This is a genomic window from Ruegeria sp. AJ12, from assembly GCF_056536245.1.
On the sequence record NZ_JBQFJJ010000001.1, the window covers coordinates 52,527 to 79,218 of the forward strand.

At 59.5% G+C, this 26,692-nt stretch carries 33 protein-coding genes; 12 read left to right on the forward strand and 21 right to left on the reverse strand.

Features of this window, described 5'->3' with window-relative positions; genetic code table 11:
• Positions 1–84: 84 nt before the first annotated feature.
• The gene (locus tag ACR3E0_RS00290) at positions 85–843 is read left to right on the forward strand and encodes a glycosyltransferase family 25 protein (RefSeq protein WP_480475028.1); all 759 of its coding nucleotides are present in this window, start codon (positions 85–87) and stop codon (positions 841–843) included.
• Positions 844–914: 71 nt separating this feature from the next.
• Here ACR3E0_RS00290 and ACR3E0_RS00295 read toward each other — a convergent pair whose 3' ends face one another.
• Entirely contained in the window at positions 915–1,565 is a 651-nt protein-coding gene (locus tag ACR3E0_RS00295; protein WP_480475030.1) for a peroxiredoxin, read from the reverse strand.
• 222 nt (positions 1,566–1,787) lie between these two features.
• Between ACR3E0_RS00295 and ACR3E0_RS00300 the strand changes: the two genes are divergently transcribed.
• The gene (locus tag ACR3E0_RS00300; protein WP_480475032.1) at positions 1,788–3,227 is read left to right on the forward strand and encodes an aldehyde dehydrogenase family protein; all 1,440 of its coding nucleotides are present in this window, start codon (positions 1,788–1,790) and stop codon (positions 3,225–3,227) included.
• 45 nt (positions 3,228–3,272) lie between these two features.
• On the opposite strand, the gene ACR3E0_RS00305 is transcribed toward ACR3E0_RS00300, so the two are convergent.
• From ACR3E0_RS00305 to ACR3E0_RS00315, 3 genes are all read right to left on the reverse strand, one after another.
• Entirely contained in the window at positions 3,273–4,028 is a 756-nt protein-coding gene (locus ACR3E0_RS00305; protein ID WP_480475034.1) for an SDR family oxidoreductase, read from the reverse strand.
• 168 nt (positions 4,029–4,196) lie between these two features.
• On the reverse strand, positions 4,197–4,631 hold the full coding sequence (locus ACR3E0_RS00310) for a glyoxalase superfamily protein (protein WP_480475036.1): 435 nt from the start codon (positions 4,629–4,631) through the stop codon (positions 4,197–4,199).
• A 178-nt stretch (positions 4,632–4,809) separates the two neighbouring features.
• Positions 4,810–5,661: a methylated-DNA--[protein]-cysteine S-methyltransferase gene (locus ACR3E0_RS00315; RefSeq protein ID WP_480475038.1), complete on the reverse strand. Its 852-nt coding sequence runs from the start codon at positions 5,659–5,661 to the stop codon at positions 4,810–4,812.
• Positions 5,662–5,779: 118 nt separating this feature from the next.
• On the opposite strand from ACR3E0_RS00315, the gene nth reads away from it, so the two are divergent.
• The gene (nth, locus tag ACR3E0_RS00320) at positions 5,780–6,424 is read left to right on the forward strand and encodes an endonuclease III (protein ID WP_480475040.1); all 645 of its coding nucleotides are present in this window, start codon (positions 5,780–5,782) and stop codon (positions 6,422–6,424) included.
• Complete coding sequence (locus tag ACR3E0_RS00325; RefSeq protein ID WP_480475042.1) at positions 6,421–7,410, forward strand: adenosine kinase; 990 nt, start codon at positions 6,421–6,423, stop codon at positions 7,408–7,410. Before nth ends, ACR3E0_RS00325 begins: the two co-directional genes overlap by 4 nt.
• Positions 7,411–7,424: 14 nt before the next feature.
• Here ACR3E0_RS00325 and ACR3E0_RS00330 read toward each other — a convergent pair whose 3' ends face one another.
• The 5 genes from ACR3E0_RS00330 to ACR3E0_RS00350 all read right to left on the reverse strand — a co-directional run bounded on the left by ACR3E0_RS00330 (position 7,425) and on the right by ACR3E0_RS00350 (position 10,158).
• Entirely contained in the window at positions 7,425–7,886 is a 462-nt protein-coding gene (locus tag ACR3E0_RS00330) for a hypothetical protein (protein WP_480475044.1), read from the reverse strand.
• A gap of 9 nt (positions 7,887–7,895) precedes the next feature.
• Complete coding sequence (locus ACR3E0_RS00335) at positions 7,896–8,195, reverse strand: hypothetical protein (RefSeq protein WP_480475046.1); 300 nt, start codon at positions 8,193–8,195, stop codon at positions 7,896–7,898.
• A gap of 155 nt (positions 8,196–8,350) precedes the next feature.
• Positions 8,351–9,061, reverse strand: a complete 711-nt coding sequence (locus tag ACR3E0_RS00340; RefSeq protein WP_480475048.1) for a glutathione S-transferase family protein — start codon at positions 9,059–9,061, stop codon at positions 8,351–8,353.
• Positions 9,062–9,126: 65 nt separating this feature from the next.
• Positions 9,127–9,666, reverse strand: coding sequence for an RNA polymerase sigma factor SigZ (gene sigZ, locus ACR3E0_RS00345; protein WP_480475050.1), 540 nt, complete (start codon positions 9,664–9,666; stop codon positions 9,127–9,129).
• Between the two features lie 6 nt (positions 9,667–9,672).
• Positions 9,673–10,158: an RNA pyrophosphohydrolase gene (locus ACR3E0_RS00350; protein ID WP_480475052.1), complete on the reverse strand. Its 486-nt coding sequence runs from the start codon at positions 10,156–10,158 to the stop codon at positions 9,673–9,675.
• Between the two features lie 135 nt (positions 10,159–10,293).
• Between ACR3E0_RS00350 and ACR3E0_RS00355 the strand changes: the two genes are divergently transcribed.
• Entirely contained in the window at positions 10,294–12,321 is a 2,028-nt protein-coding gene (locus ACR3E0_RS00355) for an FAD-dependent oxidoreductase (RefSeq protein ID WP_480475054.1), read from the forward strand.
• A gap of 17 nt (positions 12,322–12,338) precedes the next feature.
• On the opposite strand, the gene ACR3E0_RS00360 is transcribed toward ACR3E0_RS00355, so the two are convergent.
• Entirely contained in the window at positions 12,339–12,947 is a 609-nt protein-coding gene (locus ACR3E0_RS00360; protein ID WP_480475056.1) for a LysE family translocator, read from the reverse strand.
• A gap of 100 nt (positions 12,948–13,047) precedes the next feature.
• On the reverse strand, positions 13,048–13,488 hold the full coding sequence (locus ACR3E0_RS00365; protein ID WP_480475058.1) for a DUF4399 domain-containing protein: 441 nt from the start codon (positions 13,486–13,488) through the stop codon (positions 13,048–13,050).
• Positions 13,489–13,715: 227 nt separating this feature from the next.
• Here ACR3E0_RS00365 and ACR3E0_RS00370 point away from each other — a divergent pair, with 227 nt between their 5' ends.
• Positions 13,716–14,621, forward strand: coding sequence for a LysR family transcriptional regulator (locus ACR3E0_RS00370; RefSeq protein ID WP_170428302.1), 906 nt, complete (start codon positions 13,716–13,718; stop codon positions 14,619–14,621).
• A 70-nt stretch (positions 14,622–14,691) separates the two neighbouring features.
• On the opposite strand, the gene ACR3E0_RS00375 is transcribed toward ACR3E0_RS00370, so the two are convergent.
• From ACR3E0_RS00375 to ACR3E0_RS00400, 6 genes are all read right to left on the reverse strand, one after another.
• Positions 14,692–15,411, reverse strand: a complete 720-nt coding sequence (locus tag ACR3E0_RS00375) for an SDR family NAD(P)-dependent oxidoreductase (protein ID WP_480475060.1) — start codon at positions 15,409–15,411, stop codon at positions 14,692–14,694.
• Positions 15,412–15,465: 54 nt separating this feature from the next.
• On the reverse strand, positions 15,466–16,368 hold the full coding sequence (locus ACR3E0_RS00380) for an OmpA family protein (RefSeq protein ID WP_480475062.1): 903 nt from the start codon (positions 16,366–16,368) through the stop codon (positions 15,466–15,468).
• Positions 16,365–16,937: a peroxidase-related enzyme gene (locus ACR3E0_RS00385; RefSeq protein ID WP_480475064.1), complete on the reverse strand. Its 573-nt coding sequence runs from the start codon at positions 16,935–16,937 to the stop codon at positions 16,365–16,367. Before ACR3E0_RS00385 ends, ACR3E0_RS00380 begins: the two co-directional genes overlap by 4 nt.
• Positions 16,934–17,662, reverse strand: coding sequence for a GNAT family N-acetyltransferase (locus tag ACR3E0_RS00390; RefSeq protein WP_480475067.1), 729 nt, complete (start codon positions 17,660–17,662; stop codon positions 16,934–16,936). The genes ACR3E0_RS00385 and ACR3E0_RS00390 overlap by 4 nt, the downstream gene beginning before the upstream one ends.
• Positions 17,659–18,381 carry a competence/damage-inducible protein A gene (locus tag ACR3E0_RS00395; RefSeq protein ID WP_480475069.1) on the reverse strand — a complete coding sequence of 241 codons (723 nt, stop codon included), beginning with the start codon at positions 18,379–18,381 and terminating at the stop codon, positions 17,659–17,661. Before ACR3E0_RS00395 ends, ACR3E0_RS00390 begins: the two co-directional genes overlap by 4 nt.
• 69 nt (positions 18,382–18,450) lie before the next feature.
• Positions 18,451–19,014: a TetR/AcrR family transcriptional regulator gene (locus tag ACR3E0_RS00400; RefSeq protein WP_480475071.1), complete on the reverse strand. Its 564-nt coding sequence runs from the start codon at positions 19,012–19,014 to the stop codon at positions 18,451–18,453.
• Between the two features lie 100 nt (positions 19,015–19,114).
• Between ACR3E0_RS00400 and ACR3E0_RS00405 the strand changes: the two genes are divergently transcribed.
• Together ACR3E0_RS00405 and sfsA are read left to right on the forward strand one after the other, a co-directional pair.
• Positions 19,115–19,870 carry an SDR family NAD(P)-dependent oxidoreductase gene (locus tag ACR3E0_RS00405; protein ID WP_480475073.1) on the forward strand — a complete coding sequence of 252 codons (756 nt, stop codon included), beginning with the start codon at positions 19,115–19,117 and terminating at the stop codon, positions 19,868–19,870.
• A 39-nt stretch (positions 19,871–19,909) separates the two neighbouring features.
• The gene (gene sfsA, locus ACR3E0_RS00410) at positions 19,910–20,614 is read left to right on the forward strand and encodes a DNA/RNA nuclease SfsA (protein ID WP_480475075.1); all 705 of its coding nucleotides are present in this window, start codon (positions 19,910–19,912) and stop codon (positions 20,612–20,614) included.
• A 63-nt stretch (positions 20,615–20,677) separates the two neighbouring features.
• Here the strand turns inward: sfsA and ACR3E0_RS00415 are convergent, their stop codons facing one another.
• Entirely contained in the window at positions 20,678–22,198 is a 1,521-nt protein-coding gene (locus ACR3E0_RS00415) for a tetratricopeptide repeat-containing sulfotransferase family protein (protein WP_480475077.1), read from the reverse strand.
• Positions 22,199–22,534: 336 nt separating this feature from the next.
• On the opposite strand from ACR3E0_RS00415, the gene map reads away from it, so the two are divergent.
• Complete coding sequence (map, locus tag ACR3E0_RS00420) at positions 22,535–23,347, forward strand: type I methionyl aminopeptidase (protein ID WP_480475079.1); 813 nt, start codon at positions 22,535–22,537, stop codon at positions 23,345–23,347.
• On the opposite strand, the gene ACR3E0_RS00425 is transcribed toward map, so the two are convergent.
• From ACR3E0_RS00425 to ACR3E0_RS00435, 3 genes are read right to left on the reverse strand one after another with little or no spacing between them, the layout of a single operon-like run.
• Positions 23,335–23,595 (reverse strand): hypothetical protein, encoded by a 261-nt coding sequence (locus ACR3E0_RS00425; protein ID WP_480475081.1) that lies wholly within the window; start codon positions 23,593–23,595, stop codon positions 23,335–23,337. The two genes, map and ACR3E0_RS00425, sit on opposite strands and share 13 nt — an antisense overlap.
• Positions 23,596–23,615: 20 nt before the next feature.
• Positions 23,616–24,176: a 16S rRNA (guanine(966)-N(2))-methyltransferase RsmD gene (gene rsmD, locus ACR3E0_RS00430; protein WP_480475083.1), complete on the reverse strand. Its 561-nt coding sequence runs from the start codon at positions 24,174–24,176 to the stop codon at positions 23,616–23,618.
• A complete protein-coding gene (locus ACR3E0_RS00435) occupies positions 24,173–25,384 on the reverse strand; it encodes an NAD(P)/FAD-dependent oxidoreductase (protein ID WP_480475085.1) in 1,212 nt (403 codons plus the stop codon). Before ACR3E0_RS00435 ends, rsmD begins: the two co-directional genes overlap by 4 nt.
• A gap of 99 nt (positions 25,385–25,483) precedes the next feature.
• Between ACR3E0_RS00435 and ACR3E0_RS00440 the strand changes: the two genes are divergently transcribed.
• The 3 genes from ACR3E0_RS00440 (at position 25,484) to ACR3E0_RS00450 (ending at position 26,678) form a co-directional block, all read left to right on the forward strand.
• A complete protein-coding gene (locus ACR3E0_RS00440) occupies positions 25,484–25,969 on the forward strand; it encodes a redoxin family protein (protein WP_480475087.1) in 486 nt (161 codons plus the stop codon).
• A gap of 104 nt (positions 25,970–26,073) precedes the next feature.
• Positions 26,074–26,319 carry a glycine zipper 2TM domain-containing protein gene (locus ACR3E0_RS00445; protein ID WP_480475089.1) on the forward strand — a complete coding sequence of 82 codons (246 nt, stop codon included), beginning with the start codon at positions 26,074–26,076 and terminating at the stop codon, positions 26,317–26,319.
• A gap of 11 nt (positions 26,320–26,330) precedes the next feature.
• Positions 26,331–26,678: an EF-hand domain-containing protein gene (locus tag ACR3E0_RS00450; protein WP_480475091.1), complete on the forward strand. Its 348-nt coding sequence runs from the start codon at positions 26,331–26,333 to the stop codon at positions 26,676–26,678.
• Positions 26,679–26,692: the final 14 nt, after the last annotated feature.

Below are 26,692 nucleotides of genomic sequence, written 5' to 3' on the forward strand. Positions count from 1 at the left end.
CCCGTCTTCAACATCCGGTTCGACTTGCGCAGCAGTCGATGGTTCCAGCTTGAGCATGTTTCTCACCGGTTTCCCTTCCCCCACATGATCCCGTGTTCTATGCACGGGACCATGCGCTCCTTCATCATCCACATGTCTTCCAGCACCGCCCGGCAACCCAATGCCGATCAGCTTTGTGCCGACCTGCCAAATGCGGAATTGTTCGAGGCTGTGAATGGGCGTGATCCGGACCAGATCGCGGGTGTCGAGCTGCACCCAGGCAACCTTCACCGTCCACACTACCCGTTTGCGCTCCGCCCTGCCGAGATCGGCGTCTTCGAAAGCCATCGCCGGATCTGGCGGAAACTGGTCGAGGAAAAAATTGATCTGGCCATCATCGCCGAGGATGATCTGCGCGTCGATCCCGCCCGCCTGGCCGAGGCGCTGGACTTGTTGGCCCCGGTGGCGACACCGGATCACTATATCCGCCTTCCGGCGAAACAGCGCGAAACCTCTGCAGAAACGGTTGCAGAGCGCAACGGGTTGCAACTGATCCTGCCAAAGGTGATCGGCCTGCAATGCGTCTGTCAGATGGTGGGACGGCACACCGCCGAACGTCTTTTGGCCGCGACCGACAAGATCGATCGTCCCGTGGACACGTTTTTGCAGATGCACTGGCTGACCGGCCAACCCGTTCACACGCTGCTTGGATGTGGCAACAAAGAAGTCGCCGGCGAAATCGGCGGATCAACGATCCAGACCAAACCGCCGCTAGCTGACAAGCTGACCCGTGAATTCAAACGCGCGGCCTACCGGGCGCAACTCCATCTGCACCCGCAACGCCCGCCTGCTTCATCTGGCTAGAAATACCTTCGGGGGGAATTGCGCCACAGGCGCGATGGGGGGCAGACAGCCCCCCTGACCCGACATCCGCCTTACGACGGCGCCTTGGTCTTGCGCAGATAGGGGAAAATCGTCTCGAACTCCCCGAACTTCTCTTTTGCGTCCTCATTCGACACGGTCGGCGGGATGATCACGTCTTCGCCCGGCACCCAGTTCGCAGGGGTTGCCACACCTTTGGCCGACATCTGCAATCCGTCCAGCGCCCGCAAGATCTCGGCAAAGTTCCGGCCCACGGTCATCGGGTAGGTCATCGACAGTTTCAACTGCTTGTCGGGACCGATGATGAACACCGACCGCACGGTGGCGCTGTCGGCCGGCGTGCGGCCATCCGGCAGGTAGGCCTCGGCAGGCAGCATATCAAAAGCCTTGGATACGGCCAGACCATCATCGGCGATGATCGGGAAGCCCGGGTTGGCATTGCCGTAGGCCTCGATGTCCTTCTTCCACTTCTTGTGGTCCTCAACCCCATCAACAGAGACGCCGATCACTTTGGTGTTGCGTGCAGCCCACTCGTCATTCAGTTGGGCCACGGCTGAAAACTCGGTGGTGCAGACCGGGGTGAAATCCTTGGGGTGTGAAAACAGGATCGCCCAGCTGTCGCCGATCCAGTCATGGAACTGAATGGTACCCTGATCCGTTTCTGCGGTGAAATTCGGGACCGTGTCGTTGATGCGCAAACCCATGGGGCATCTCCTTTCTGTCAAACAAACCGAGTCGGTTGGGTAAACCTAACCACTTTGTACGCAGGTTAAACCATCTGCATCGAACTGCGGTGTTTATTTAGCAATCCTCTGCCTGAAAAATTTGATCAAATCCATATTTCACCCTCTTGCCGACCTCTGATGTCGATGACAGAGTGGCGCCGGAAACCGCCCCCGGGGGCTGCATGGTCAGGAGGATGAGCCATGATCGAAAAACGCGATTTCTACATCAACGGTGAATGGGTCGCCCCCTCGGCGGCGAACGATTTCGAAGTGATCGACCCGTCAACCGAAGAGCCTTGCGCCGTGATCTCACTGGGGTCCGAGGCCGATACCAACGCCGCCGTGGCTGCCGCCAAGGCTGCCCTGCCGGGCTGGATGGCAACGCCGGTGGCCGAGCGCATTGCACTGGTCGAAAAGCTGATCGCTGTCTACCAGACCCGCTCCGAAGACCTGGCGCAGGCGATGTCGCTGGAAATGGGTGCGCCGATTGACATGTCGCGCAGCCAGCAGGTTGGCGCCGGGTCGTGGCACCTGAATGAATTCATTCAGGCCGCCAAAACGTTCGAGTTCGAACGCCCCCTGGGCGATCACGCTCCGAATGACCGGATCATCTATGAGGCGGTCGGCGTTGCCGGGTTGATAACCCCATGGAACTGGCCGATGAACCAGATCACGCTCAAGGTCGGCGCAGCGGCAATTGCAGGCTGCACCATGGTGCTGAAACCGTCCGAGCAAAGCCCCCTGAACGCAATGATCTTTGCCGAATTGATGGATGAGGCCGGGTTCCCGCCGGGCGTCTTCAATCTGGTGAACGGCGATGGCGTCGGCGTTGGCTCGCAACTGTCGGCGCATCCGGACGTGGACATGATCAGCTTTACCGGCTCGACCCGCGCCGGCACGGCAATTTCCAAAAATGCGGCTGATACGCTGAAAAAGGTACACCTGGAGCTGGGCGGCAAAGGCGCGAACCTGGTCTTCGCCGATGCAGATGAAAAGGCCGTCAAACGCGGCGTTCTGCATATGATGAACAACACCGGCCAAAGCTGCAACGCGCCCAGCCGGATGCTGGTGCAGCGCCCGATCTATGATCAGGCGGTCGAAACCGCCGCCGAGGTTGCAAGCAAGGTGTCAGTCGGCCCCGCGCTGGAAGAAGGCCGCCATATCGGCCCGGTCGTGAACGAACTGCAATGGACCAAGATTCAGGATCTGATCCAGAAAGGGATCGACGAAGGTGCACGTCTGGTTGCGGGCGGCACCGGTCGCCCCGAGGGTCTGAACAAGGGGTATTATGTACGCCCGACAGTCTTTGCGGACGCCAACAACCAGATGACCATCGCACGCGAGGAAATCTTTGGCCCTGTCCTGACCATGATCCCCTTTGACACCGAAGACGAGGCCGTTGAGATCGCCAACGACACGCCATACGGGCTGACGAACTACGTTCAGACGCAGGATGGCGACCGCGCCAACCGGATGGCCCGTGTTCTTCGGTCAGGGATGATCGAGATGAATGGCAAATCGCGCAGCGCGGGGTCTCCGTTTGGCGGCACGAAGCAATCCGGCAACGGGCGTGAAGGGGGCGTCTGGGGTCTGGAGGACTTTTTAGAAGTCAAGGCCGTTGGCGGCTGGGCTGCCGAATAACCTGCGCAGTGAATTTGGCCGCCGGGGAACGGCGGCCAAGTGTCTCTATTCGAATCGAACGGACACGCCGCCATCGGCCAGCATCGCGCTACCGGTGACGAAACTGGCGTTTTCCGACAACAGGAAAAGCGCCGCCTGTGCAATCTCTGCAGGCTGTGCCAGACGACCCAGCGCGTGTTTACCCGAGATGTAAGCGTGAATATCGGGATCCTCTCCGGCCATGGGTGTCAGCGTACCGCCCGGCAGGATCGCGTTGATCCGGATGTTGTCTTTGCCGTGATCCGCCGCCAGCGACTGCACCAGACCGATCAGACCGGCCTTGGAGGCCGCATACGCGCCCATGCCCGGCAAACCGCCATTGGAATAGCCCACAAAGGACGCGGTAAACAGCAAGGCCCCGCCACCTGCGCGTTTCAACGCAGGAATCTGCACCCGCGCGGCCAGAAATGCACTGGTGAGATTGGTCCGCAGAACCTGATCCCATGTCGAGATCGGCATATCCTCTGCGGGTGACAGGTCCCCGACAATTCCGGCATTGTTAAAAGCGCCGGTTAAGGCTCCGAAATGGTTCTCGGCCGCTGCGACCAGTTGGGCCGCATAGTCCGGGTCGCCGACATCTCCGGCAAGTGCGATGGCTTCGCCACCTAGTTTTTCAATCTCATGTGCGACGCTGTCCAAAGGCTCGGATCGGCGGGCGCCGAGGACAAGGCGGGCGCCTTGTTTTGCCAGTAATTCAGCGGCGACCTTGCCTATGCCGCTGTTGGCCCCGGTTACGATAATAGTTCGCCGTGCAAAATCCATTTCAAGTCTCCTGTTTAATGGCAGGAGAACCGATAGCGATCCGTGGCGCGGCGCGACGACCCGGATACGGCGAGAAGGAAAAGACACCACCGGATTGCGCAGGAAGCGGGTCAGGGCAGCGCAGGTCTGATTGGCGAAGGGGCGCATACGGCCCCTCACCCTGTTCGATCAAACCGGACGCACCACAAGCTGGGGTGTGCCGTCTGACGTGCGCCGGGTTGATCGCCCGTCCCACCCGATTTCACCTGTGACACGTTGCCGAAACGCCGAAAAGCTGTCGAACCGGACAACATCCACGGGGTCATCAAAATGCAGGGTGATCCTGCGGCGCGATCCGTCACCCAGCGTTGTCATGCCACGAACGATCGCTGTAAAGGGCTGACCAAGATAGCGCCCCGCGACCCGATCGCCGACTTGCAAAAGCATCCGGTTTCCAGCCATGGCGCGCAGAGTGTTCCAATCCCGTACGCCATGCTGATGAGCGATCATTTCCAGTGCTTCGCTGTGCGAGAGCACGGCACCGGTGCCGCGCAACTCTCCACGCAGACGTTTCGCCTGCGCCTTCAGCTCCTCAACCGGAGCAATGTGTCTGGAAGGGTTCATGTCTTGCCTCGTTTCCTTGAACGGGCGCGAAGTCAGGACGGGGTTCGCATTGCCATCCGCGCGCCGGGAAAGGGCAACAGATGTGGTATCAACCGGGTTTCACCAATGCCAGAAGGCCGCGAACGGCAGGAGACCCGAACCTGCCGCGCCTTTTGGCAGCCTCGGGTCACTCTGTCAATCAGGCTTCGGCCTGAGCGGCCTCAAAGGCCAGCATGGCACGTTTGACCGGCAGGCCCCAGTGATACCCGCCAAGGCCGCCCGATTTGCGCAGGGCACGGTGACAGGGGATCAGCCAGCTGACCGGGTTGCGCCCGACCGCTGTGCCAACGGCCCGCACCGCCTGAGGGGAGCCGACGCGCTGTGCAATCTCGGAATAGGTGGTAACCTGACCCGAGGGGATATGCATCAGCGCTTCCCAGACTTTGATCTGCAGCGGTGAGCCGATCAGGTAAAGCGGTGTAGGCTCAAGCCTGTCACTGGCAGCGCCAAAGGCGTTCAGAACCCAGGGACGCAGACGCATAGGATCCTCGATAAATTCGGCTTTGGGCCAACGCGAGATCATGTCTTCCATCGCGTGTTCCTCGCCGGTTTCGGCCCCAAAGGCGATACCGCAGATCCCCTTGTCGGTGCCCATGACCAGCGCAGGGCCAAAGGGGCATTCGAACCAGCCCCAATGGATCGTCAGCCCTTCGCCCTTGCGGGCGTACTCACCGGGGCTCATCGATTCCCATTTCAGGAACAGGTCGTGCAGACGACCGCTGCCCGACAGGCCGACGTTATGCGCGGTTTCCAGCGTCGTGAACCGCTCGCGCAGCAGCGCCTTGGCGTGGCCTAACGTCAGGTATTGCTGATACCGTTTGGGCGACACGCCGGTCCAGCGCGAAAACAGGCGTTGAAAATGCGCCGGGCTCATATCCATCTGGCGGGCCAGTTCATCGAGGCTGAGGGTTTCCCCGCCCTGATCGATCAGCTCAATCGCACGCCGCATGACGTTGTAGTGATAGCCGCTTTCCGGGGTCTGGATGTTCATGGGTCTCACCTCATTTTCTGGTCTAAACCATAGCGCGCGGGACACGTCCAAGCGACCCGGAACTTGCGCATAGGCTTTGGGCTTGTGTCACGGCCTCACGGGCGGCATTAAGGCGCGGATGGCAAAGCAACTCGATTACCACACGATCCGCGAGATCTTTACGCGTTTTCACGACGCCGACCCCGAACCCAAGGGTGAGTTGGAACATGTGAACGTCTATACTCTGGTCGTCGCGGTCGCGCTGTCGGCACAGGCGACCGATGCGGGCGTCAACAAAGCCACGCGTGACCTGTTCAAGATCGCCGATACACCGCAAAAGATGTTGGATCTGGGCGAAGAGGGTCTGATCGAGCATATCAAGACCATCGGTCTGTTCCGTCAGAAGGCCAAAAACGTCATCAAGTTGAGCCGTATTCTGGTCGAGGACTACGACGGCGAGGTGCCCAATTCCCGCGCGGCGCTGCAATCGCTGCCCGGTGTCGGGCGCAAGACGGCCAATGTCGTACTGAACATGTGGTGGCGCTATCCGGCGCAGGCGGTCGACACCCATATCTTTCGTGTCGGCAATCGCACCGGTATCTGCCCCGGCAAACATGTGGATGCGGTCGAACGCGCCATCGAAGACAACATTCCCACCGATTTTCAGTTGCATGCGCATCACTGGCTGATCCTGCATGGGCGTTATCATTGCAAGGCGCGCAAGCCGCTCTGCGGCACCTGCATCATTCGAGATCTCTGTCAATTCGAGGACAAGAACCTATGAAGACCTACCAGCTTGTCGGCATCGGAAATGCCGTTGTAGACGTGATTTCCCAGGCCGACGACAATTTCCTGGAACTGATGGGGATCGAGAAAGGCATCATGCAGCTGATCGAGCGGGATCGGGGCGAGGTGCTGTATGCCGCGATGGAAGGTCGGGTTCAGACACCCGGAGGTTCGGTCGCCAATACGATCGCCGGGGCTGGCGCGCTGGGGCTGGAAGCCGCGTTCATCGGGCGCGTGCATGACGACGCGCTGGGGCGGTTTTATGCGGATGCGATGAACGAAGACGGCGTTGACTTCGTGAACCCGCCTGTCCCCGGCGGAGAGTTGCCGACCTCACGCTCGATGATCTTCGTCTCGCCCGATGGCGAGCGGTCGATGAACACGTATCTCGGGATTTCCTCCGAGCTGTCCTCGGCAGATGTGTCTGCCGACGTGGCGGGCAACAGCCAGATCATGTTCCTTGAGGGCTATCTGTTCGACAAGGAAAAAGGCAAGGCCGCGTTCCTCGAAGCTGCGCGCGACTGCCACAGGGGCGGCGGCAAGACCGGCATCGCCATTTCCGACCCGTTCTGCGTGGAACGGCATCGGGTCGATTTTCTGCTGCTGATCGAGAACGAACTGGATTTCGTGATCGGGAACGAGGCGGAGATCAAATCGCTATTTGAGACAGACGATTTGGAAGAGGCGCTGGCCAAGACAGCCAAGATTTGCCCGCTGGTCGTCTGCACCCGCTCGGGCGATGGTGTGACGGTGCTGGACAACGGCACGCGCATCGACATTCCGGTCGACAAGGTTGTTCCCGTGGATGCCACCGGAGCAGGCGATCAGTTCGCCGCCGGTTTCCTGTTCGGTATGGCCACGGGGCGGGATTATGAGACCTGCGCCCGCATCGGCAATATCTGCGCCCGTGAGGTTATCAGCCACATCGGTCCACGGCCCGAGACAAACATGTTGGAACTGCTGCGGGCCGAAGGCTTGCTGTAGGCGCAAAGCGGCGGCTACTTCTCCTGCCGGCTTTTCAGTATCGCCGTCAGAAGCGGGATCAGCAGCGCGGGCAATGAGCCCAAGGGGTTGGAGCCGATGCTCTTGATCGCCTGAACGATCTGGCGCGCCTCGGTCGCCATGTCTTCCAGCTCGTCTTCGATGTCGGCGATGGCCATATCCCGGACTTCAACGGCAGGAGCGATCTCGCTTTCGACGTTTGTACGTCTTGCGATCAGGACAAGCAGTCCGGCCAGGAACAGGTTGGCAAATGCCAGAACAGCAGCAGAGGCCGCTTGGGACATCCACGCGTTCAGAACAAAATAAAGGGAAACATTTAGCAGCACCAAAGCGGCCAGCACCGCAATGCCAGCGAGCGCCATCATGATGGTTTGCTGCTGCACAACCGCCAGCCGGCGGCGTGTGATCAGGCGTTCGGTCCGATAGATCGTTGTCAGATTTCTGCTCAGTCTGTTCATTGTCAATTCCTATCCCTGCGCCCGTCCAACTGCGTATCCCAACGTGAAAGCCACCAGCAGGGCAGTGATCGGGTAGTCTTTCTGCAGCCTGCCAAACTCTGCAATCGCTTCCTCTCCCAACGCCTCGGCTTTGGACAGATCAACACCGTGCTCTGCCAGAAGGTTTCGAATCTCGTCGGTTGTCTTGACCGGCGGGGAGTTGTCCGGTTCATCATCGGTCTTTGTGCCCCGATCAGCCTTTGCCTCCAGTTGGGCGTTGCGCGTTCGGAGTTTTTCCAACTCGGCCTCAAGTTCAGCTTTGGTCGTCATGAGAGCGTGCCCTTGTTGTGCGTGGTCATAGTCTGCCTTCAGCATGGACCGTTGCACAAAAACCGAAGCAATTGAACTGATGATGAGAACGCTTTCTGCGGCCTGATTTGAGCGTCTCGTGCCAATCCTCTGACCGGCACGAGGCATCCAATGTCCTAACCGCAACACCCGCCCGAGCGCTTTGCGGCCAGCGGTGCGGGCTCTTCGTTTCTGTTGGCTCCGCGACCCAGCCACGTTCGGTCAGCCAAGTAGAAATCGGAGAACGCAGGAACAAAGTCCTCTGAGACGGATTTCTGCGCGATTCCGGTGGCCAAAAGAGCCTGCTGCCACGCCTTCACTTTGGGATAGTCAGCCAGCATGTCATGCCCGCTGTGATCGGCGACAATTGCGGCGCGGTGCAGCAACGGCAACCAAGCCATATCCACGTTGCCAACCGTCCGGCCCGAGAAATAAGGACCGTCGCCCAATTGCCGTTCGGCTTTCTCAAACGACTTGTCCAGCTTGGCACTCCGTTCGTCATAAGTCCCCTGATCGGCGCTTTGCATCGTGCTGCACTGGACCAGATAGTGCTTGCTGGCCTGATAGCTCCAGGCGCGATTAAGCGCCCGTTGTTCCGGCGCCAGGTTGTCCTGCAATGGCGCTGTGACCTCGTCGATGTATTCGATGATGGCATCGGATTCGAACAAAGCCGCGCCGCCTTCGGTCACCAGCACAGGCACCTGACCGGTGGGCGATAGTTCCAGAAACCAGTCCGGTTTGTCACTGAGGCTGATGTAGTCAATCTGATAGGACACCTGCTTGGCCTCGAGCGTCGCGGTCACGCGCTGGACAAAGGGGCAGATCTTGAAGCTGATGATACGGATCACTGGTCTTTCCTTTTTGGTGGTGTCCTCTGTCAGACGAAGCCCAAGCCAAAAAGACGACGCTCAGATCAACATTTTTTGCAGGAGCCCGATTTTTCCTGCACATCCGAGATATTGCCGCGCACGTCCATCGAGATGTTGCAGCAGTCCTCGAAGGCCTTGCGGAGCTCGGCCCGGCCCTTTTGCACGCGCGATTTCAAAGTGGAATAGGATAGGCCATGGGTCTGCGCATAGTCGCGTTGAGACATGCCGTTAATGTCGATGGCCATCAGCATGTCAGACATTTCTCCGGGCAGCCCTTGAATGAAGGGTTCCACACAGCCTTCGAGATCCTGCCGGGTTTCTGGATCGTCCTGGTGGTACCAAAGATCGTCAGAATGCGCCTGTGCCCGCCCAGTTTTGCGGTAGTGGTCGATAATCGTGCGCTCAGCCGTCTGAAACAGCCACGATTGCAGTTTGGCCGGGTCCTTGAGGCCCGGCAGGCCGGTGAATACCTTGATCGATATCTCTTGCAGCAGATCGTCCACATCCGCCGTGTTCGACACGCGGGAATGCAGGAACGCCTTTAACCGGGTGCGGTACTTGGGCCAGATGACTTCGATACGCATACCGGTTTATGGCAGATGATCGGCAAAGGCGGCAACGACTTGCCCATACACCCCGCGTTTGAAGGGCACGATTTCCGCGACCAGACGCGCGGGCTCCTGCCATTTCCAGTTGGTAAACTCCGGGTGGTCGGTCTCGATATTGATCTGATCATCGCGCCCGACAAACCGCATCAGGTACCATTTCTGCTCCTGCCCGCGATAGCGGCCCTTCCAGATTTTCGGCACGATGTCATGCGGCAGGTCATAGGGTAACCAGCCGTCGGTCTCGGCGACGATCTCAATCAAATCCGCCGGTACCCCGGTCTCTTCCCACAGCTCGCGCAAGGCCGCGTCGCGCGGGTCTTCGCCCTTGTCGACACCGCCCTGGGGCATTTGCCAGGCGTCTTTGTGGCGATCATTGCGTTGACCCACAAATATCTTGCCTTCTGCATTCATCAGCATCAGGCCAACGCAGGGACGGTAGGGCAGTTTGGCGATTTCTTCCGGGGTCATGCGCGGCCTCGCTGGTTGTTCGGCCAACCTGTAACAAGCGCCGCAGCGTCAGCAAAGGAGAATGACGTTGGGTTTTGCGTGACACCCGCCCACGGCAAGGCAATGGTCTGCCGCAAATTGAGGGAGAGTTTCGTAATGACTGCGTACCCGAACATGCTGGCGCCGCTGGATCTTGGTTTTACCACGCTGAAAAACCGTGTGCTGATGGGCTCGATGCATACCGGGCTGGAAGAAACCGGCGACTGGAACCGGGTCGCGGAGTTCTACGCCGACCGGGCGCGCGGTGGTGTGGCGCTGATGGTCACCGGAGGAATCGGACCGAACCTGGAAGGATCGGTTTTGCCGGGTGCCTCGATGATGACAAATGACGATGAGGTCGCAAAACACGCCATCGTCACCGAACGCGTGCATGAGGCCGGCGGTAAGATCGCGATGCAGATCCTGCATGCAGGGCGCTATGCTTATGGCCCAAAATGTGTAGCCCCCAGCCCGGTGAAATCCCCGATCTCTCCGTTTCCACCGCATGAACTGGACGAAGAGGGCATCGAGAAACAGATCGGCGATATCGTGACCGCTGCGGTTCTGGCGCAAAAGGCCGGCTATGACGGCGTCGAGATCATGGGGTCCGAAGGGTATTTCCTCAACCAGTTCCTTGTGACTCACACGAACAAGCGCACGGATCGCTGGGGCGGGTCTTACGAAAACCGGATGCGCCTGCCGATCGAGGTTGTGCGACGCACACGTGAGGCCGTGGGCACCGATTTCATCATCATCTACCGCCTGTCGATGATCGACCTAGTGCCCAATGGCTCGACCCATGACGAGGTCGTAGAGTTGGCGCAGAGAATTGAGCAGGCCGGGGCCACGATCATCAATACCGGTATCGGCTGGCACGAGGCCCGCATACCGACGATTGCCACCAGCGTGCCGCGCGCGGCTTTTGCATGGGTGACCAAAAAGCTGATGGGCAAGGTCTCGATCCCGGTGATCACGTCAAACCGGATCAACACGCCAGAAGTGGCCGAAGAGGTGCTGTCCACCGGGTGCGCCGATATGGTGTCGCTGGCGCGTCCGATGCTGGCGGATGCGGAATTCGTGAACAAGGCCATTGCCGGTGAGGCCGCCAAGATCGCGCCCTGTATCGCCTGCAATCAGGCCTGCTTGGATCACACATTCAGTGGCAAGCTGACCTCTTGCCTTGTCAACCCGCGCGCCTGCAGCGAAACCGAACTGATCATTGGCCAAGCCGAAACACCCAAGACCGTTGCCATTGTCGGGGCGGGGCCCGCGGGCCTGTCTACGGCCATGACCGCCGCCCAGCGCGGCCATGACGTCACCCTGTTTGACCGCGCCTCAGAGATTGGCGGCCAGTTGAACATGGCAAAACAGGTGCCGGGGAAAGAGGAGTTCTGGGGGCTGGTCGACTGGTATCGCACCATGATGGATGATCTGGGCGTGAAAGTGGAACTGAACCGGGATGTCAGCGCCGGCGACCTGACCGGGTTCGACGAGGTGGTCATCGCCACCGGCGTCATGCCACGGGACCCGCAAATTCCGGGGCAGGACCGCGACAATGTCCTCAGTTACATCGACGTGCTGCGCGAGAAAGCCGAGGTGGGCAAATCCGTCGCCGTGATCGGCGCGGGTGGTATTGGCTTTGACGTGTCCGAGTTCCTGCTGGAGGATGGCCACAGCATCACCACCGATTTACCGGCATGGATGAAGGAATGGGGCGTGACCGATCCGGCCGAGCATCGGGCGGGCTTGGCACCCGAAGGCCCTCAACCGGCAGCCCCGGCGCGCAAGGTGACTTTGCTGCAACGCAAGAAACAGGCGCATGGCAAGGGGCTGGGAAAAACAACCGGCTGGATCCACCGCGCCACACTGAAGATGAAAGACGTCAGCTTTGTTGGCGGCGTGAACTATGAACGCATCGACGACGAAGGTCTGCATGTCAGCTTTGGCGAAGAGCGCGCCGACCCAACGGTCATTCCGGCCAACACGATCGTCCTGTGCGCAGGTCAGGTTTCGGATCGCAGCCTTGCGGATGCCTTGATCGAATACGGGATCACTCCGCATGTGATTGGAGGGGCCGACGTGGCAGCGGAACTGGACGCCAAGCGGGCAATTGATCAGGGCACACGGCTTGCCGCAGCCCTATGAGTTGAAAACGATACGGGTCAATCGGTCAAAGCCAGCTTGACACCAAGTGCTCCGAACGCAGCGGAGAAACTCCGCCTGATCCAAGCCATGACAGACGGGCGGTGAATAACGTAGTCCCGCGCCAGAGCTGCACATGCGCCGTATCCGACGAAGACCATAAAGGTCATCGCCATGAAAGCCAGGGCGAGTTTGATCAATTCGGCGCCCGCATGCGCCGTGTCAGCGGGCAGGAATTGGGGCAGAAAAGCAAGGAAAAACAACGATAGCTTGGGATTCAGGACATTGATCAAAGTCCCGGTGGCGGCAATCCTAAGGTATCCCCTGGCGGTTTTCTCGGCATTGACCTCCAATGCGCCACCTTGCCTCAGCATCCCCCAAGCCATGTAAAACAGATAGAGCACGCCCAGAAACTTGAGAACCTGGAACGCCAGTGCGCTGGTATGCAACAGTGCGGAGAGGCCGATGATACTGGCAACGGCTGCGGGGACGATACCAACAGTGCATCCTGCGGCAGCGGCAAGACTGGCAGGAAAGCCGCGTCCAAGCCCGATGGCCAGCGTGTAGATCACACCGGTGCCGGGCAAAAGCACGACAATCAGAGATGTCAGAAAGAATTCCAGCGTCATGTGCGACCCCCTTCACGCAAGTACCGCAACTTCTCCAAACTGCCGAGAAATGTAAACACTTTCACGGCAGAGGGTTTCAGTAGGACGGCAGGTGGCGCACCTACTCCACGGTGATCGTGATGACTTCGGACACAATTGGCGTGGCATGCGGAACGTGACCGGCATCCCCCAACACCAGTTGCAGCGTGTGCTGACCCGCGGGCAAATCCAGTGTCACCTGGGTCTGGCCACCCCCGAAATGCAGATGGTTCTCGTCCGTCGGCAGGCCATAAGCCAGCTCATCCGCTCCATCTTCGCCTTCACCCAGAGGCGGGCGGTTGATCAACAGGTGATGATGCCCGGTGTTCTCTGCTTCGGTCCCCGCGGGCGCAACGCCCATGCCGCTGAGGCCGAAGACAACGGTGACGGGCGACTGAACCGTGTCGCCGTCGGCAAGATTGACGAAGTAAACCTTTGCATCGGGGTTCGAAGGGGTTTCCCCACCCGCGAATAAAACTGTGGCCGACAGGCACAAGGCTATAGCAGCGAAAAAGGCTTTCATGATCTTCTCCCTGGTCACAAATTTGCCACGCTCACCTTAGCATGAAAGGGCAAAAATCTCGAAAACCGCCCGATGTGGGCCATGCGGAGGCTACGGAAACCATTGTTTCGGCGTTTCCTAAGCGCAAACGATCCGATTCAAAACCCCGATATTATCCCATGTCTGCCCCGTTTCCGCCCAGATTGGAGGCGATTGTCGGGTCAGGAACCAAGACCTGGGGTACGAGAATGGACCGACTGACCGAAATGGAAGCCTTTGCCAACGTGGTGGACCAGGGTGGCTTCACCGATGCGGCCAAAAAGATGGGCATCTCCAAATCGGCCGTGTCCAAACACGTCTCGAGCCTCGAGGCGCGTCTTGGGGCACGTTTGCTGAACCGCACAACGCGCCGGGTTTCGCCGACTGAAATCGGGCTGGCCTATTATGACCGCGCGCGCCGGGTCCTGAATGATGCAGGCGAAGCAGATGCATTGGTGACATCCATGCAGTCCGCGCCGTCGGGCCTGCTGCGGATCAGCGTTGCGACAGATTTTGGGGTCAATCACCTGTCGCCTGTGTTGTCCGAGTTCCTTTCGGCCTATCCCGACATCACCGTGAACATGGTTCTGAACAACCGGTACGTCGAACTGATTTCCGAAGGGTTTGATGTCGCCGTGCGCATTGGCGAACTGGAAGACAGCACCCTGCGCGCCCGCAAGCTGACGGAAACTGTAAAACGGATGGTGGCTGCGCCGAGCTATATCGAGAAGTTCGGCCGCCCGCAGAAGATCGACGACCTGAACGAGCACAAACTGCTGCATTACTCCAGCCAGTCATCAGGCAATGTCTGGAAACTGACCGCGCCCTCGGGCGAAAAGAGGCAGGTGCGCACAGCCGGCTGGCTGAGCGTCAATGACGGTCAGTCACTGTTGAATGCAGCGATTTCCGGGCTGGGGATCGCGTATCTGCCAAGCTATCTTTATGCCGAAGCCCTGAAATCCGGTCAGGTGCTGGACGCAATGCCGTCGCTGCCGGACGAGGTTCAGGGCGTATATGCCGTTTACCCGCCCGGTCGCTTTACGCAGCCCAAGGTGCGAGCTTTCATTGATTTTCTTGTCGAGTCCTTCAACGAAAAGGGCCCGATGGATTGGTAAATTCTCCCGGTGAACTTTGATGGCCCGCACATGGTGTGCGGGTCTTTTTTTGTTCAGCCACCTTTGCCCCTCAAAAGGACGCGACCCAGGGACGAAGCGTCAGTTCATTGCTCCATGTTGATCGGTCCTGATCAATAAGGTGCATGTATTCCCGGGCAATGGCGTCCGGGTCCAGCATACTGTCGGGATTGCCGGCCGGATCCACCCGCTCGGGGCGGGCCGGGTTCCGGATGCCGCCATCGATATTGATCCACGCAACGTGAATGCCTTTGGGGTGCAACTCCCGCGCCATGGATTGCGCCAGACCGCGTTGCGCAAACTTCCCCATTGCAAAAGGGGCCGACAGCGGGAAGCCCTTGACCCCGGCGGAGGCGCCGGTGAACAGAATTGTGCCGCGCCGATTGTCGCGCAGGTCTTGCGTCAGCATGCGGCGGGCGGCGGCCTGACCCAGCAGAAAGGCACCATAGGCCGTGACCTCAACGGCTTTGCGGACCGTTTCGGGATCCAGTTCGGTTATTGGTCCGCGCTGCCGGGCCGAAGGATTGTAGCAGGCCACGCGCAACTCACCGGGCAGTTCGTCGATCAAAGCCGCCATACCTGCGGCATCGGTGCCGTCCACCTGATGCAACGCAGCACCGGTTTCAGCCGCAAGAGGTTCAAGGTCCGAAACATCCCGCGCCGTCAAATGCAGGCTATACCCATCTTGCGCCAATGCCCGGGCGAATGAGGCAGACAGACCAACGCCTGCACCAATGATCAAAGCCTGTGGCGTGTTTGTCTGATCTGGCATGATACCTCCTTGCGTTCGGGAACAGGGTCTGAGGCTGGACTTATTCCGCCGCGCTCAATTGACCAGCAATACCGCTTCGACCCGGCGATTCAAGTCGCGGCCCTCGGCGGTTGCGTTTGATGTGATCGGAGCCAGATATCCCACACCCTGCGCTTCGACACGGCCGGCGGCAACGCCATGCGCCTCGATCAGCCGAGCCCGGACCGCCTCGGCCCGCCGTTTGCTGACCGAAATATTGGCGTCAAGAGCGCCCGTGTCATCGGTGTGTCCGACCAGCGCCAGCCGGGTGTCCGGGTTTTCGGCCAGAAACCCAGCCAGCAGCGCCAGAGACGCAAACGGGCCATCCCCCAAGGCCACTTCGCCGGTGCGAAAATGCAGATCGTCCAGAATGACGTGCCCGGTTTGCTCAAACTCGGTCAAAAGACCTCCGGCCCCGTCGACCGTTTCTTCGATCACCACTGGCGATGGGTCCGGCGCATCCTGCGGTGTGACGCGGATCATCTGAATGTACCCGTCAGGCGGATTGCGACTGACCAAAAGGCTCAGCACTTCCGGCCCCTTGGTGGCGGACAGAAACCGGTAGTCCTGAATCGCCACATACATGTCCGGCGTCGGAATCACTTCGGTGTCGAAGCGGAAGTCAAAGCCGCCGCAGGTGCGCGCCTCGCATTCGAACAGGATCTCAAAGCCCTGCGCCTCGATCTGGTCCCGCAACGGTGCCAAAAGCTGTAGCGTCGTGCTGGAACCGGCCTGCAAACGCCAGGAAAACCGCTCAACCCGCCCTTCGACTGTCCGCGCGGGCACCGCGCCATCCGCATATGGCCCGATTGGCAGGTCGTAGCTGTCGAGCGGGGACGTGCGGTCGCTGATTTGCCGGGCACTGGACGGCAGGGTCAGATCCTGCGCGGCAACCGGTGCGGCCTGTATCAGAATCAAAAGGGCCAGAAATCGGATCATCGATACTGCGCGTGATATTCGTCGTTCGGCACCATGGCCGTGGCGCTTGCCACGCGGTTGGACATGTTGAAGAACCCGGCCACGTTGGCGATGTCCCAGATGTCGCGGTCGCTGAATCCGACATCGCGCAGCTTCTGGCGATCGGGCTCTTCGATTTCGGCGCTGGCGATGGTCATTTTGGCGGCAAAATCCAGCATCGCACGCTGGCGATTGTCCAGCGGCGCAACCCGGTAGTTCATCACCAGCATTTCGCCCAGCTGCGGATCGCCTGACAGCTGTCGCACCGCCGCACCATGGGCGACAAGGCAATAGAAGCACTTGTTGATCGAAGACACGACCACGGCGATCATCTCGCGTTCCAATTTCGACAGGCCACTGTCGGCCAGCATCAGGTCATTGTACATCGCGGTGAAGGCATTCAGCTTGGCGATGTCAAATGCGTTGGCCTTGAGCACATTTGGCACCATGCCCAGTTTTTCGACGCAGATATCAAAGTATTTCTGCGTCTCGGGCGGCAGCGGGTCAGCCATGGGCAGGTCCAGCGCGGTGGGCATGTCTTGTTTTGTCACGATGGTCGTTCTCCTTGGACGTGCTGACGGTAATGGTATTCGCTGGCAATCTCCATCCCGAGCGAACGATAGAGGCCATTGGCCCCATGGTTGGCCTTGGTACAGATCACGCTAAGGGTCTGTGCACCGTTGTCCATTGCCCAGAAGGCCGCGGCCCGCATCGCCCAGCGGCCCAAACCCTGACGGCGGTGATCCGGCAGGATCTCGAGCGCGTGCACCATTGCGACATCCTTATGCATCGCGACAAAGGCCGTTCCGCAGGGTTGGTCGCTGTGGCGCAGCAACAACCCGATTTTAGGTCCCGGGGCACGCTCCATGACCGCAATCCGTTCCGGCCCAATCCCACCGGTTGCCCAGATTTCGCGCATGATCACCAACGGCTCCCAGATGGTGAAAACCATCACCGGCGGGATGGCGTCGTCTGTCAGATGAACCGCCGGGCAGGCATAGATATTGACCGGGTCGAGGATCTCGTACCCGCGCGCAGCCAGTTGTGCATCCAGCGCCTCATCCCCCGGTCGCAGGCTGAAGATGCTTTTCTGGCCCATCGCCCGCATTGCAGTCTCTGCCGCGTCGATATCCGCCTCGGTCGCGGCATCCAGCGCGCTGGCCGCCGACACGCGCGATCCGGCCCCCTGACCTTCGCGTAACTGAAACGGGCCCAGTTTCTCGTATCGGGCTGCGGGCCATGTACCGTCGACAACTTCGGGCCAGTTGGGACTCACAGCTGCAGCTCTTTCGCCAATCGCGTCATGGCCGCATCAATCCGTGCGCCGTTGGTTCCACGTACGACCACATTTGCGCCGAAGACCCCGTTGATCTGGAACGGGTAGCAGCCAATGGACAGGTCTTCAAACGCCTCGGACAGGGACGACAGAGTTGCGGCGATATCGCCCTCGCCCCGATTGACGCGCAGGGTTTGCGACAAAAGCGGACTGCCGCCGGTCAGGGTTGGCAAAATACTGGCGACCATGGCCTGAAATACCAACGGCACCCCGGCCATCACATGCACGTTTTTCAGAGTAAACCCTGGTGCGGTCGAAACCGGGTTGTCGATCAACACGGCGCCGTCCGGAATACGAGCCATGCGCAGCCGCGCAGCGTTCAACTCCAGCCCGGAATTGTCGTAATGGGCCTGCAGCAATGCGCGCGCGTCGTCGCGTATATCGATTTGCGCGCCAAAGGCACGAGCGATGGAGTCCGCCGTGATATCGTCATGTGTCGGTCCGATGCCCCCGCTTGTAAACACGTGATCATAAGTGTCGGACAGAGCTCTGGCTGCGGTCTCTATGGCGTGGGCGTCATCGCTGACCATGCGGACCTCTTTCAGGTCAATGCCGTGTTTGGTCAGCTCCCCGGCCAGATAATGCATATTCGAATCGCGGGTACGGCCAGACAGGATTTCGTCCCCGATCACAAGCATGGCTGCGGTTGGGTTTGACATGGCCTGTCCTTTCTTGCTGCGGCATGCGGGCAAGATATCCGTCCTGCCCGGCCTCGCAAGGCCCCATTGTCAGCGACGCAGGGCCTCAGCCGGCAGATTGGCGGTGATCCGGTTGAACAGATCCATATCATTGAGCGACCGCGCCAGGATCATCGCGCCCTCCAAACGGGCAATTGTCTCGCCGGCCCGCGCCCTGGGATCATCGGACTTTGTCGCTTGGAACACCGTTTCCAACCAATCCAGATTACGCTCGAAAAAGTCCCGGGTCCGATTGGCGACCGGGTCGGGAAGTTTCGCAATTTCGGCACCGAACATACCGCACAGACACATCAGGTCCTGTTCGATCAAAGCTGATCGGTACACCTGCACATAGCGTGTCAGAAGCTCCACCGGTTCGACCGCGTCGGGTTGCCCCAGCGCATCCATGAACCGGTCCGTGTACCGCGTCACCAATGCCTCACCCAGATCTTCCTTGGTTGGAAAGTGGTAGTGAATACTGGCGGACTTGATGCCGATTTCAGTCGCGATATCCCGAAAACTGAACGCGTTGTAACCGCCTTGCCGCGCCATACGTTCAGCAACATCAAGGATTCGGTTCGCCGTTTCCGTCAGGGGTTTGCCTCGATTTTTCATTGATCGCACATCCAGAAATCTACCTATCATTAGATAGGGGGTTGAAATTGGATTTTCCATCCTCAATATGTCTACCTATCAGTAGATAGGAAACATGATCATGACACTGCAAACAACTCTCATCATTGGCGGGTCCAGCGGTATGGGGCTGGCCACGGCGCGACAACTCGTGGCCCAAGGTCAGCATGTCACGCTGGTCGGCTCGTCCTCGACCAAACTCAAGGACGCCCAATCAGAACTGGGTGATGCTGCGGAAACGCTGCAGGTCGATTTGCGCAACACGACAGAGGTCGAAGGACTGATTCACCGGATCCAGTCCGGCGACAGGCATATCAAGGGCCTGGTCAATGCGGCCGGAACTTTCGCGCCCAAGCCGTTCCTTGAACACGGGCCCGAGGACTATGACGCCTACATGGACCTGAACCGCGCGACCTTTTTCATCACTCAGGCCGTAGCCGAGAACATGAAGGCCCACGGCAGCGGAAGCGTCGTCAACATTGGGTCCATGTGGGCCAAGCAGGCGGTTCGGGCGACCCCGTCGTCGGCTTATTCCATGGCCAAGGCCGGCCTGCATTCGCTGACCCAGCACCTCGCCATGGAATTGGCGGAGCATGGAATACGCGTGAACGCCGTTTCGCCCGCCGTGGTGGTGACGCCCATCTACGGGGCATTTATCGAACCGGACCAGATCGAGGAAACGCTGACCGGCGGTTTCGACGCATTCCACCCGATAGGCCGGGTGGGCCGTCCCGAGGACGTAGCCAATACCGTCGTGCATCTGCTGTCCGAGGACGCGTCCTGGGTCACAGGCGCGGTCTGGGACGTTGACGGCGGTGTGATGGCGGGTCTGGTCTGACCCTTTCCTTGTGGGCGGGTGCGGGGTAAGGCGGATGACATGAAATTCGCCACGCCCCTGATCCCCGCCCGCCTGATCCGCCGTTACAAACGTTTTCTGGCTGATTGCCTGCTGGAGGATGGCCGCGAGATCACGGCCCATTGCGCCAACCCCGGCTCGATGCTCGGGCTGGCCGAGCCGGGGATGAAAATCTGGCTCGAGCCGAACGATGATCCCAAGAAAAAGCTCAAATACGGCTGGCGGCTGGTCGATCACGAGAACGGGCATTTTACCGGCGTCGACACATCCGTGCCCAACAGAGCCCTACGCGCAGCCCTGGAAGCCCGCAAGATTCGCGAACTGGCCATGTACGAAACCGTACGCCCCGAGGTAAAGTACGGCCAGAACAGCCGCATCGACTTTCTGATGTCCCAGCCCGGACTGTCCGATGCCTATGTCGAGGTCAAATGCGTGACGCTTTCGCGCCAGCCCGGTTTGGGTGAGTTTCCCGACAGCGTCACCGCGCGGGGCACCAAGCATCTGGGTGAGTTGACGACAATGGTGGAACAGGGGCACCGGGCCGTTCTGCTGTATCTGATCCAGCGCACAGATTGCGACCGTTTCGCATTGGCGGCGGATATCGACCCGACCTATGCGGCGGCGTTTGAAAACGCACAAAAGCGCGGCGTGGAACGACTGGTCTATGACACGCAGATCTCACCTGAAGGCGTTTGGGTCGGAGAAAGCCTGACCTCTTCAGGTTAAGACAACGCCGCAAAACAGCGCCGCGCGGAAAACGCTACCCGACGCCGGAGCCCCGCACACTCGTCACACTGCGTCTCGAACCTCCGGCCACAGTTCCGGATCAAGTTCACGGACAAATGGGGTCAGGTGTTCAGACACTGCCCGCCAGCCTCCGACAGACGATGCAGTCACCGGTTTGCGGATTTGCAGGTTGCTCGCGGTTTTGACGGCGTCCGCAGAGGCATGCGGCGACAGCATGCCATCTTCGAAGTGCAGGTCGCATATCTGCGCGAGTCGTTCGGAGGTTTCCTTCAGGTTGTTCACAAGATGCTCATACCGAATGTCATGAATCCTCCCGGGCAGCATGTCCTGCCAATGCCGTATGTAGTGGCGATACCGGTTGGCCTCTGCCGCCATCCATTTCAGGTCATGAGTGAAATAGAGTCCCGCAGCACCAAAATGCGCGCGCCACATCGAAAGGGCGACATCACGGGGATCGCGTTCCACGTTCAGGATCACCGCCTTGGGAAACGCCTGTGCCATCGCCCCGAGATAGGCATAGTTGCCCGGTGCTTTGTCCACGAATGCCACGGCGTCTCCGGTCAGCTTGGGCAGTCTCTGAAAGTAATAGTCAGCCAGACCGTGCACGTCCTGCCACCCGTCCGGCTCGGCCAAAGCTGTTCTGGCCCAATGGTGAACGCTTGCCAGTTCCCCGAGCCCCTGAACGCCAGAGTGGGCCGACAAAACACGCTCGACCAATGTGGTGCCGGATCTGGGCAGACCAACGACAAAGATCGGCCGGGGAAGATCCGAACGCGCTCCAGAAGCGGCAACGGGCAAAGGTGCCGCCAGTATCTTGTTGAATTGCTCTTCGTTTCGTTCCTCCCAGCCCTTGAGACCCGCGCGCAGAAACCCGTGTGCCTCTTGCAGATTGGCCATCTCTTTGTCGGTGTCATCATCCTGACGCGCCAAAGCTGCAGCAGCAAAGTGAACCATGGCGGCACTTTCCCGTCCGGATGGGCGCTGACCGTTGAAGGCCTGCGATATCCGACTGTTCAGCTTGGATCGGTCGTCCCGCAGCAAATTCGGGAGCGACGCCATCAACTCCAGTGTTTCGGGATGGTCTGGCGCCAAGTGAAACGCGGCGCGGGCATGCGTCAGGGCGTCATCCAGCCGGCCCAGCCCAACATGCGCCTTGGCCAGACGCAATTGGCCATAATGAAACTTCGGGTTCTGTTTGACGAGGCCGGTTAGCAAATCCAGCGCATCATCCCACTGACGCAACTCATCCAGAATATCAGCCTTGAGGCAAAGGGCCTGAAGGTTCTTGGGTTGGACCTTTAGTACCTGCTCGACGGCCGTAAGGGCCTTTTCTTTTTGGTGTTCACGCAAGAGCGCCATGGCCCGTATGAACCGCTGTGCAGGCGTCAATGGCGCCCGGGTTCCGATCTCGTCAATGAATCGCAGCGCTTCGCCGGAGTCACCGCCCTGCACCAAGCTCAGCCCATAGTTTTGGATCAGTTCCGGATTGTTGGGATCAAGGCTCCACGCACGTTCGAAATTCGTCTGCGCCAGTTTGAATTTCTGTTGCTGAACGGCACTCAACCCCGCAAGTCTGGGCAGTGCTGAGGTCTTTGGCCACTTTTTTGCGGCCTTTGTTGCCCGTTTATATGCTCTGTCCGATCGGCCTTTTTTCAACAAGTCACTGATAGCGGAAAGCTCCGCCCCCAGCGGATCAAATTTATTAACCATTTTCAATGCCCTACAAGTTCCCAGAAATCGAATAGATCAAACCTGAACTCGTTAAATCACACCCACGGATCTATCATTTTGATATTTAGGGCGATTGGTGAACTTGCAATGCGACCCAACGTCCTCTGGTACTTTCTGCGCAAGCAGCGTAAAAGGAATGCTGCGCGAAACATTTGGAGCCCCGCACCGATGAAAGACCATCGTGGCCGTCTGACCAAGGACGGTATCCGCATCTATGAAAAGGGTGACTTTGCCGGCATGCAGGCGGCAGGGACCCTGGCCGCGCGGATTCTCGACGATATCGCGGACCATGTCTTTCCCGGCCAGACCACGGGCGAGATTGACCGGGCCATCACCCGGATGGTGGAGGATGCGGGCGCAGAGTCGGCGACCATCGGCTACAAGGGTTATCAGCACGCAAGCTGCATCAGCGTCAATCACGTCGTCTGTCACGGTATTCCCGGAGACAAGAAGCTCAAGGACGGCGATATCCTGAATATCGATGTCACCGTCATCGTCGACGGCTGGTTCGGCGACACGTCACGCATGTATGTGGCGGGCAAGCTGCCGCGCAAAGCCGAGCGGCTAATCCAGGTGACCCACGACGCCCTGTTCAAAGGCATCGATATGGTCAAACCGGGCAATACGTTCGGTGACATCGGCCATGCGATCCAGGCCTATGTCGAGGCCCATCGGATGAGTGTTGTCCGCGATTTCTGCGGTCATGGGCTGGGCCGGGTGTTTCATGCACCGCCAAACGTCCTGCATTACGGTCGTCCGGGCACTGGTGCGGTTCTGGAAGAGGGCATGTTCTTTACCATCGAACCGATGGTGAACCTTGGCCGTCCCGAGACCAAAACGCTGGCCGATGACTGGACCGCGGTGACACGCGACAAGTCGTTGTCGGCGCAGTTTGAGCATTCAGTGGGTGTCACGGCGGACGGGGTCGAGATTTTCACCCTGTCACCGGGCGGCAAGTTCCATCCGACCTATTCGTCCTGATCTGCACTCTGGTCGCGCCAGAGTTTCAGAAGCAGTGTGTCCTGCCCCAAAGGCGTCACCGCGTCGTGGATGAACACCGGCGCACGCATTGGTTTTCTTTCCGGACCGGTGGCCGCTTCGGCATCCAGGGGCATCGCCCAGAAGGGTGGGGAAAAAGCACGATCCATTGGTAGAGCGTAGCACGGGCCGATCGAAATCCCAAAAACGGAGCAGCCGGACACGCCCTTGGGCACTGTTTCGGCCCGCATGTGTGTCCGCCGGCCGTATTTCAGCCTGAACCGGCGCGCCACATCAGGGTGACATGGGTATCGCCGTATTTTCGAACATCCTGCAGCAGGAACCCTTTGGGTGCTGTCATCGGAGCGGCTTCCTCCCAGACGATCAGCGCGTTGTCAGCGATCCACCCACCCGCCGCAGCAGCAGCCAACGCCTTCTGCCCCAACCCTTTGCCATAGGGTGGGTCCAAAAAGATCAGATCGTAGTCTGCTTGCGGGTTTTCGCCCAACCGCGCCGCATCCCGACGGATCAGATCGGTGCGGTCAATACTGCGGGTCAGGTCGATATTCTTGCGGATCAGGCCCTGCGCAACGCGTCCATCATCCACAAAGGTGACATGGGACGCCCCGCGCGACAGCGCCTCAAGACCCAGCGCTCCCGTACCGGCAAAAAGGTCCAGTACCCGCAGGCCATCAAAGTCGATCTGATGCGTCAGAACGTTGAACAGGCTTTCCCGTACCCTGTCGGTGGTCGGGCGCAGATGGGCGGCAGCGTCGCCCTTGCCAACCGATGCAAGGGCCCTTCCCCGGAAATCCCCGGCAATGATCCTCACGCCTTGAGCAGCGGTTTCAAATCCGCATCCGGGTCGGAAACGACAGCCGGATCTGCTGTTTTTCCCATCTCGATCAACCGCTTGCCCACCATATAGGCGCGTGGATCGTTCATCGCATCGACGGCAATCAACCGATCACCTTTGTAATACCAGAACGAGACGGTCTGCCCCTCGCCCTGACGGGTCACGACCCGATCATAGCCGGTGTTCAGCCCGGCGATCTGTAACTTGATGTCATACTGGTCCGACCAGAACCACGGCGTCGCAACGTATTCCTTGGAGGCACCCAACATGTTCTGCGCCACCACTTCGGCCTGATCGATGGCGTTTGGCACGCTCTCCAGGCGAATGCGCTCACCTGCATGTGGGAATGAGGCACAATCGCCCGCTGCCCAGATCGACGGATCAGAGGTCCGCCCACAGGCATCGGTCTTGATGCCGTTATCCAGATCCAACCCGGCCATCTCGGCCAGATCTGTCGCGGGCACGATACCCACACCCACAATCACAATGTCGACGTCCAGCTTGGTGCCATCTGTCAGCACCGCCGACTTGACCGTGCCGTTGTCCCCCTCCAACCGGTCCAGGCCCACGCCTTCTCGGATATCGGCACCATAGCCACTGTGCAGAGCGCGAAAGTAATCGCTGGTTTCGGGCGCGGCGACCCTTTGCAGAATACGATCCGCCATCTCAACCAGTGTCACTTTCACACCGCGCTTGGCGCAGACTGCCGCGGCTTCCAGCCCGATATAGCCGCCACCCACGATCAGCGCGCGCGCACCTTCGGTTACATATGGCCCCATGTCATCCACATGAGCCAGATCGCGCACCACATGGACTCCGTCGAGATCACCGCCGATTGCGGCTGGCAATCGGCGTGGGTGTGAGCCGGTCGTAAGCGCGAGTTGATCGTAAGAGATTACCTCATCACCCACCGTGACCGTCTTGGCCTGCGGGTCAATCGCGGTCACCCGCTGGCCCAGACGGAGGGAGATGTTGTTTTCGACATAAAAGCTCTCGGGCCGCAGAAACAGACGCTCCAGTTCCATCTCGCCCAGCAGGTAGGCCTTGGACAAGGGCGGGCGCTGATAGGGCAAATGCGGCTCGGCCCCGATCAAGGTGATGTCCCCGTCGAACCCATCCTTGCGCAGTCTGCCGACCAGCGAGGCGCCTGCTTGACCGGCACCGATCACGACAATATGGCTCATGTTTCTCTCACCCTGTCGAATTCCCGTGGTTACTTTTGTCTGCACACCTATATTGCGGCTAAGCCCAACTCTGCAAATCCAATCGACAGGAGCACAAAAATGATTTCAACAGGTGACACGCTGCCCGAAGCCACGCTGATCCAGATGGGTGCGGACGGCCCAGAAGAGGTGCGGATTTCAGACAAGACAAAGGGGCGTAAAGTGGTGGTGTTTGCCGTGCCGGGCGCGTTCACACCAACCTGTCATTCGGCGCATGTGCCCAGCTTCATGCGCACCAAAGATCAGTTCGATGCCAAGGGTGTGGATGAAATCATCTGCGTTTCGGTCAATGATCCCTTTGTGATGAAGGCCTGGGGCGAGGCCACAGGGGCCACAGGGGCCGGGCTGACCCTGCTGGCCGACGCCGCGTCGGAATTCACCAAGGCCATCGGAATGGAGTTCGATGCGCCGCCCGCCGGGCTGATCGCACGGTCCAAGCGGTACGCGATGCTGGTCGAGGACGGCAAGGTTGTTGCGCTGAATCTCGAAGACAACCCGGGCGCCTGCGAAATCTCAGCCGGCGAAGGATTGCTCGACGTTATCTGACTCTGTTTCGGCCCCGGCACGTCCGGGGCCAGATGAACTCTATTTAACTTGATACACTGCCCGGTTGCGCAAATACTGACCGCATACAATTGGGGAGTTCTTTTATGAAACTAAAAGCATTTTCGACCGCCCTTGTGGGCGCTGGCCTTCTGGCAGCGTGCGGCCCCGCGCCGACGCCGCAACAGCAGGCGGCACGACAGCATGAGATCGCTTGTCTCAGCGGCACTTTGGGTGGCGCACTGATCGGCGGTGCCATCGGCAATCAGTTCGGCGGCGGGTCGGGCAAAACGATCCTGACCGCAGCGGGTGCGGCCGCTGGCGGTTTCGAAGGTCAGAGATACGCATGCTGAGGAGAACCGGAATGAAACGTGGAATGATCCTGATCACCGCCATGGTTCTGGCAAGTGCCGCCAGCGCGGAAACCGTGGCCGAACTGCATGAAAAAGAGCTGAACGCCATCGACGCCAACAATGACGGTTTCCTGTCCAAGGATGAGTTCAACGCCTTCTCGGACTATGCCTTTCAGGCCATGGACGAGGACAAGAACGGCACGCTGGGTCTGGACGAGGCCAAGCCGTTTCTGGACATCAAGCAGTTCCAGGATGTTGACCGCGACAACGACAGCCTTATCTCCAGAGCAGAGTACAATGCGCAGATGGACGACGATTTCAACTCTGCGGATCAGGATGGCAACGGCCAATTGGACTAGGCCGACTCTGACAG